Here is a 7,478-nt window from a genome sequence, read left to right as displayed (position 1 = left end):
GGCCTGAGACCGGGACTCACCTGAAACGAAGCGCTTCATCGGCACCTCCACGAGCTGTCACGGGTTGAGTATAGTGGGAGCTACGTTTTCACACAGCCTCGGCCGTCTCCAGACATTCATACCTACTCTCACCAATGGCAAGAGACATATTTGTGAAAAAAGCACTCATGCCTCGAATTTATTAACAAAATTCGTTTCCTCCAAAATAAACCGGGACATGTGTTGGCTGCCAATGGCGGCTTTCCACCGTATGCGCGAGTCTGGCACGCTATAGGCGATGCCCGTTGGTATCCGTACTCACCAAGGATCACGCCATGGATCGTATCGATGCTCTCCGCATCTTCCTGCGTGTCGCCGAAATGCGCAGTTTCACCAAGGCCGCGGTTTGCCTGCAGATGCCACGCTCTACCGTCTCGACGGCCATCCGTGAACTGGAGGCCCGGTTGGGGACGAGGTTGCTGAACCGTACGACGCGCCATGTCACCCTGACGCATGATGGTGAAGCGTTCTATGACAGATCCTTGCGATTGCTGGCAGAGTTGGAGGAACTCGAGGGATTGTTCCAGGATGATGGCTCCCAGCTCAGTGGCAAGTTACGTGTGGAAGCGCCGGGTCGCATTGCAAGGCTCATCATCGTGCCGGCCCTCCCCGATTTCTTCTCCCGCTATCCCGGCATCGAACTCGAGATCGGTGCCAGCGACCGCCCCGTTAACCTGGTGGAAGGAGGAGTCGATTGCGCCATCAGGGTGGGCGAGCTCAGCGAGTCGAGCCTGATCGCTCGCCCCCTCGGCCTTCTGCCCGTCGTCAACTGTGCCAGCCCCGGCTATCTGGCCCGTCATGGTGTCCCGGAGAGCATCGCTGACCTGCCCCACCACCTGGCCATCCACTATGCTTCCCCTTTCGGCAGCATCGCTGAAGATTGGGAATATAGGGAAGGGGGCAAGGTGCGAACCCTGCCAATGCAGGGAAGCGTCACCGTGGACAGTGCGGAGAGTTACATTGCCTGCTGCCTGGCGGGTCTCGGCCTGATACAGGTACCGGCCTATGATGTTCAGCATCATCTACAGGAGGGGAGCCTGATCGAGGTGCTGGCGGACAAGCAGGCTGGCCCCATGCCGCTTACGATCCTCTATCCCCATCGCCATCATCGCTCACGCCTGCTTCACGTCTTCATCTCCTGGGTTGAGGCATTGCTCAGCAAGGAAATCCACGGCCTCACACTGCCCCAGGCTCAGCGCGCAACCCAGCAACCCTAGACTTCCGCTTCCAGCCAGGTGGTCGGTTTTCTTCCGCTCATTGTTCGTGTTTTCTGAACAGTGCTGTCAGAGAGCGACCGATTATCCTTGCGTTCTCACCCGCCATACTCCCTCAAGGCGTGCGCCGGACTGCCGCATGCACGGGTTGCCACGCCCATGCACTAGATCCAGTGACTAAGCGATCACACAACAGGAGGGAATCACCATGACTGCACACACTCTTGAGGGCAAAGTGGTGGTTGTCGGTGCCGGGGCGAAGAACCTTGGCGGTCTCATCAGTCGCAAGATGGGAGAAGCCGGCGCCAAGGTTGTCGTTCACTACCACGGCAGCGCCACCCAGGCCGATGCAGAGACCACCGTGCAAGCGATCAAGGACGTCGGCAGTGATGCCTTTGCCATTCAGGGAGACCTGACCCAACCAGCCAATGTCACGGTCCTGTTCGAGGAGGCCGAGAGCCGCTTCGGCGGCGTCGACATCGCCGTCAATACGGTGGGTAAAGTCTTGCGTAAACCCATCGTGGAGACTTCTGAGGAAGAGTACGACGCGATGTTCGACATCAATGCCAAGGCAGCGTACTTCTTCATCAAGGAGGCTGGTCGAACGCTCAACGCTAACGGCAAGATCATCACCATCGTCACCTCTCTGCTGGCCGCCTTCACCGATGGCTACTCCACCTATGCCGGCGGCAAGTCCCCGGTCGAGCACTTCACCCGCGCCGCCGCAAAGGAGTTCGGAGCCCGCGGCATCTCCGTGACCGCTATCGGTCCGGGCCCCATGGACACCCCCTTCTTCTATGGCCAGGAGACGCCCGAGCGCGTCGAGTTCCACAAGTCGCAGGCCATGAATGGCGAGCTGACCAAGATCGAGGATATCGAGCCCATCGTGCGCTTCCTCGCCACCGACGGCTGGTGGATCACCGGTCAGACGATCTTCGCTAACGGTGGCTATACCACACGCTGAGGGCTGCTCAGCCTCCGGGGCGGATAGCTTCCGCCCCTTCTGAACAGGCAAAAATATACATGCGTACACTTATCTTCATCATTATCGGCCTGGCCATTCTGGGTGTGGCCCTGGGCATCAGCCGCCCCAGGTGGCGCGCACACGTGGCCTTGGGCTTTATCGCTGTATGGCTGGCCGTCAGTGTCGTCAACCTCGGCATGGGACTCGCCGCCGGCTACGCATTGGCCGAGGAGCTATTGGTGCATCTGTTCCTGTTCGGCGTTCCGGCGCTGGTCGCCGTGTGGGCATGGAGGAAATATCGAGCCTTACGCTCATGACGAAGACCTGCTGAACCTGATGCTCTTTCTACAGGACTCTACATGCTGTTCTACGCTGGCACTTATGCAGGGAAACGGAGGTCCTGATGTCCGTACTACTGTGCGTGGTCGCCGGAGATCGCCAGCGCCGTTCATTATTGGCACGACTGGGGCTGCCGCTGCATTCGCACTCTTGATCCCCGTGATTCTGATCTGGTCTCTCCCACCCACCCTGGTGGCTCTCTCCGCCACTGTCATTGTGGGGGCCCTTGTGGCACGCGACGTGGTCCGGCACCCACTCAAGGAGATGTCATGAAGCGCGACATAAGCTGCGGTAGCGTCAAAAACCGTATTCCTTGAGCTGCTGCGCTGTCATTGGCCTGCCAAGGAAATAACCTTGGGCCTTGTTGACCCCCAGTTGGCGCAGCATGGCCATTTCAGCCTTGGTTTCCACGCCTTCCGCGATGATCTTGGTATTGGTCGCTTCTGCAAAAGCGATCAAACCAACCGCAAGCGCTCGACGTCGATGATCCGTATCAATGTTTCGTGTAATGCTCATATCGAGCTTGATGATGTCAGGAGACAAGGACAGGATATGACGAAAGCTTGCATATCCTGCACCCGCATCATCCACTGCGAGTCGTATCCCTCGATCCCGTAACGGCTCTAATGCTTCCGCAATATCTTCATAGCGTTCGATGATGGAATGTTCCGTCAACTCAATGACTATCTGCTCTGCCGGCCACTCTTCCAAAACGCTCCTTACCTCAGCGTCAAGAAGTAACTTCGGGGATATATTCACTGAGAGATAACAGTCGGCCGGCAAACGCTCGATCAGTGGCAGTGCCAGTTTGATGGCCTGGATTTCGAGCGGCACATCCAGACCGACTTGACTGGCTTCTTTGAACCAGACATCCGGAGTACGGACAGGTATCATCGAAAATCGAGCTAACGACTCGAACCCAACGAGTACCTCTTTCGCCACGTTGTAGATGGGTTGATAGACCATGGAAATAGAGCCGCTGGAAATAGCAGCGTTGATACGTGCTGTAATCTCATTCCTTTCCTGCCTTTGCTTGGTATCCCTCTCAACCTGATCGGCTGCGATCACAGAAAAAGCGCGCATCATGCCTAGATCGCGCTCATCCAATGAAGTGTTGGGTTGGAAGCTGAAACAGCAAAGCGTCCCATAAACACTACCATCACTCAGCTTGATGGGAACACTTAGATGAGCTCCGACAGGCACTGCTGCCGTGGCAAGTAACCCTTGCGCTTCTTTATTCAGGCTCGCATCAGGAATAAGCTCTGGCAACCGGCCATCGATAACCCGCTGACAATAGGTATCTTCAAGTGGATTTCCCCCACCCTCTTGAACAGGCTGATCAGGGTATGGTGAATCCACATAGCGGAAGTTTCTTTGCCCGTTCGTGAACTCGGATATGAATGCCACGTCCATGTCCATGTGCTCGCGAATCACGGCCAGCATCCGCTTCAGAATACGTTCCGGTGAGTGGGCCTCCGTTGTTATAGTCTCGGCGATAACATCACTCATAGTATTCGCAGACTTGAGCTCCATCAGCCCTCCTTTTAAATATCTCAGCTTTCCTGCCTGCTCTTATATCCTTCATATGATCTTAATCTGAGAATACGGCTGCGGCTTCGTCTTCCAACACCGGCCCTATCACAACCGGTGCTCCTTTTGCCGTTTCCATTATCGTTCGGCCGGAAACCGTGGGGATATGCGGCTCGGGCTGGTCGAGTTGCTCCACGCGCTTGGAGCCGAGGGCGTAGACGACTCGGCCGATGCCGCTCCAGGCGATGGCTCCGGCGCACATGGCGCAGGGTTCGGCGCTGGAGAATAGCGTCATTTTATCGAGCTCATCAGGTGAGTAGTGCTTGGAAGCGGCGCGGACGACTTCGCTCTCCGCGTGTGCGGTGACGTCCTGGTTGGTGACTGTGGCATTGCCGGCTTCCAGCAGCACCTTTCCATTCTGATCGACCAGGCAGGCGCCAAAGGGGGTGTCGCCGCGCTGCTTCGCAGCACGGGCGATGTCGAAGCAAGTGCGTAGGTGCTGAAGTTCGGTTTCGGTCAAGTTAGTCATGGCGGTGGAGTCGGTGTTTGGCTGATCATGAAGTGATAGACGTCCTGCCCTGAGGTTTTCTCCGCCCACGCTACCGCCGCGACGGTACCACTCAGGGTTCCGCCTTCTTGGCTGCTATGGGAGGCAAAACGTCTCCATACTGCGACAAGAAAATTCCACTAGGAAACATCCATTAACACTCAGGCTACTCAATAATCCTTTGGCCTGCGTAGTGAGATCTTGAGGAAAAAGTCGTAGGGGGTTGATGCGGCACAGGGTGAGGGAATGCAGGGCGGGCTGGTGTACTGGTGTACTGATTGCCAGCCGGCCTAGCGGCCGGTTCGTCGGAACGCCGCCCGGGCTGAAGCCACTCCTACCCAGACGTAATGCCCTACCCCGCTTAGGTGATACTTTCCATCGCGGCTGAAGCCGCTCCTACCATTCAGCCCCGCTGCCGCCCCTCACCACAGATGGGCGTAGGGGCAGGGACACTGGCGCTCTCTCAGCGGCTCCGCGTAGGGCCACTGTAATAACGTCGACATCAGAAGGTCGGGCGAAGAAGAACCCCTGCCCCATGCGGCAGCCAAGCTGCAACACGCATTGCCCTTGCGCCTCGGTTTCGATGCCCTCGGCGAGCACGGTGAATCCCAGGCTGATGCCCATATCGGCCATTGCTCGGAAGATGGCCTGATCCCGGGGATCCGTCAGGACGCCCTGAATGAAGGTGCGATCGAGCTTCAGCTTGTTAATCGGCAAGCTCTTGAGATAACTCAGTGACGAATAGCCGGTCCCGAAATCATCGATCGCCAAGGACACTCCCATGCTGCGGATCTCGTGCAGCCTATCGATGGTTGCCTGATCCGAGTGCATGAGGGACGACTCGGTGATCTCCAGCTCCAGGCAACGAGCGGGAAAATCGGTTGCCTCCAATATATGCCGCAGCTGGCTAACGAAGCCTGGTCGGGCAAGCTGAGGCGCCGCGATATTGACCGCGATCCGTCCGAACTCGAGGTCGTCGTCCAGCCACCTCCGGCCCTGGTGACAGGCCTGCCGCAGGGCCCATTCGCCGAGCTGCACCCCAAGCCCGGTGCGTTCCGCCAGCGGCACGAAGAGGCTCGGCGAGATATCCCCTTCCTGGTGATGCCGCCAGCGTGCCAGGGCTTCGAGCCCTACCCATTCCCCGGTCCGGAGATTGACCAACGGCTGGTACTGAAGGAAAAGCTGGCCCTCCTTCAATGCGTCACGCAGGTCATTGACCAGACGCACCCGCAGCATGGCCCTGTCGGTCAGGGTCTGGTCGAAGAAGTGGTAGCCAAGGTCATCGCTCTTGGCCCGGTACATGGCGGCATCGGCCTGCTGGATGAGTTCATCGGCCCGCTCACTATCGTCCGGGTAGATGCTGATGCCGATACTCGCCTGGGCGTGCAGCTTCCAGTCATCGAACTCGATCGGCGGTTCCATGGCCTGGAGCAGCCTCTCTGCGGTCTTGGCGGCGTCCTCCGGCATGTTCAGGTCCTGAACGAGAATGATGAATTCATCGCCACCGAAACGTGCCACCGTGTCCTCTGAACGAATGGGGCCGACTAGCCGCATAGCGAATTCCTCGAGCACCCGGTCCCCCGTCGCATGGCCGAGACTGTCATTGATGGTCTTGAAATCATCCAGGTCCATGAAGAATACCGCCAGGCGAGTGCCCTGCCGACGACTACGGGACAGAGCAAGCTCAAGGCATTGCCGGAAGTGCGCACGGTTTGGCAGACCGGTCAACGCGTCGGTATTGGCGAGTTGCTCCAGCATTCGTTGAATCGCCTTCTGCCGGTCCATCCAGGTCGCCAGCAGGCTCAGGCCCAATATCAGGCCGGCGAAGCCACCGATGGTCGCCGCCATGGCACCGTCGGAAAGCAGTGCGCCATGCCCCACAGGGACGGGGACCTCATAAAAGCGCGACGCGCCCATGGCCGTATAATGCATGCCGGCCACCGCGAAGCCCATGAAGACGCCTGCTACCAGCGTCATGCCATTCTCGGAAAGCGCAGGCAGCTTGCGCACGCGGAAGTGCAGATAAAGCGCCGCCAGTGCCAACAGGAAGGCGACCCCGATGGAAAGACAAAAGAAGAGGAAGTCATAGCGCAGCCCCTCCATACGCATCGCTTCCATGCCGGTGTAGTGCATGCTGCCGATGCCGACCGCCATCAACAGCGCCCCTCCCACAAGCTGATGCGCCTTGAGATTCGGGTGAGCCATGAAATGCAAGGCAGCCCCACTGCCCAGTATCGCTGGGACCAGCGACAGCACCGTCAGGCCCAGGGTGTACTCCATGTGCGCATGGCCCTCCACGGAGAAGGCCAGCATGGCACTGAAGTGCATCGCCCATATGCCACAGCCCATGGCCACTGCCCCGCCGATATTCCACCAGGCCTTGACCATGGCCGAAGACGAGGCGAGCATGCGGTCGGCCAGCATTAATGCCGTGAGCCCCGCAAAACAGGAAATGGCAATGGAAAGCGTCACAATCAATGGATCATAGCTGCTTTCCAGCAACGGGCCCAAAGCAGGGTTGGTGGTATCGAAACGCCAAAATTCCATCTTGACTCCTGGCCGGCCATCTTGAGCCCTACCAGCTCACAGAACATCAGCGCTCCGACGAAATCCCTTGGCGCTGCCCATAGTAAGTGGAAACAGGAATACCAGACATTACTATGGATATTACTAAATTAGTCAATGTATCTGGTTATGGACTGTCGACCTTTAGCAACACCAACCTCCCGCTTGGAAACATCCATTAACACTCAGGCTACTAAATGATTCTTCGGCCTGCGTAGTGAGATCTTGAGAAAAAAGTCGTAGAAAGTTGAGCGATGAGCATGAGAAGCAAGCCCCCTGG

The 7,478-nt window shown here is 57.8% G+C and carries 6 protein-coding genes; 3 read left to right on the top strand and 3 right to left on the bottom strand.

Features of this window, described 5'->3' with window-relative positions:
• Window positions 1–314 precede the first annotated feature (314 nt).
• The 3 genes from ACFOEV_RS03200 (at window position 315) to ACFOEV_RS03190 (ending at window position 2,534) form a co-directional block, all read left to right on the top strand.
• The gene (locus tag ACFOEV_RS03200) at window positions 315–1,256 is read left to right on the top strand and encodes a LysR family transcriptional regulator (protein ID WP_386771533.1); all 942 of its coding nucleotides are present in this window, start codon (window positions 315–317) and stop codon (window positions 1,254–1,256) included.
• Window positions 1,257–1,461: 205 nt separating this feature from the next.
• Window positions 1,462–2,217: an SDR family oxidoreductase gene (locus tag ACFOEV_RS03195; protein ID WP_386771531.1), complete on the top strand. Its 756-nt coding sequence runs from the start codon at window positions 1,462–1,464 to the stop codon at window positions 2,215–2,217.
• 59 nt (window positions 2,218–2,276) lie between these two features.
• The gene (locus tag ACFOEV_RS03190) at window positions 2,277–2,534 is read left to right on the top strand and encodes a hypothetical protein (protein ID WP_386771529.1); all 258 of its coding nucleotides are present in this window, start codon (window positions 2,277–2,279) and stop codon (window positions 2,532–2,534) included.
• 319 nt (window positions 2,535–2,853) lie between these two features.
• Here ACFOEV_RS03190 and ACFOEV_RS03185 read toward each other — a convergent pair whose 3' ends face one another.
• From ACFOEV_RS03185 to ACFOEV_RS03175, 3 genes are all read right to left on the bottom strand, one after another.
• Window positions 2,854–4,089: a sensor domain-containing phosphodiesterase gene (locus ACFOEV_RS03185; RefSeq protein WP_386771527.1), complete on the bottom strand. Its 1,236-nt coding sequence runs from the start codon at window positions 4,087–4,089 to the stop codon at window positions 2,854–2,856.
• Window positions 4,090–4,147: 58 nt separating this feature from the next.
• Window positions 4,148–4,615 (bottom strand): nucleoside deaminase, encoded by a 468-nt coding sequence (locus ACFOEV_RS03180; protein WP_386771525.1) that lies wholly within the window; start codon window positions 4,613–4,615, stop codon window positions 4,148–4,150.
• 414 nt (window positions 4,616–5,029) lie between these two features.
• A complete protein-coding gene (locus tag ACFOEV_RS03175) occupies window positions 5,030–7,180 on the bottom strand; it encodes a putative bifunctional diguanylate cyclase/phosphodiesterase (protein WP_386771523.1) in 2,151 nt (716 codons plus the stop codon).
• Window positions 7,181–7,478 lie beyond the last annotated feature (298 nt).

This window comes from Litchfieldella rifensis (assembly GCF_042646605.1).
In the GTDB taxonomy this organism is placed as follows: Bacteria; Pseudomonadota; Gammaproteobacteria; order Pseudomonadales; family Halomonadaceae; genus Litchfieldella; species Litchfieldella rifensis.
The sequence above is the reverse complement of the archived record's forward strand: the minus strand, read 5'-3'. Positions and strand labels throughout refer to the sequence as shown.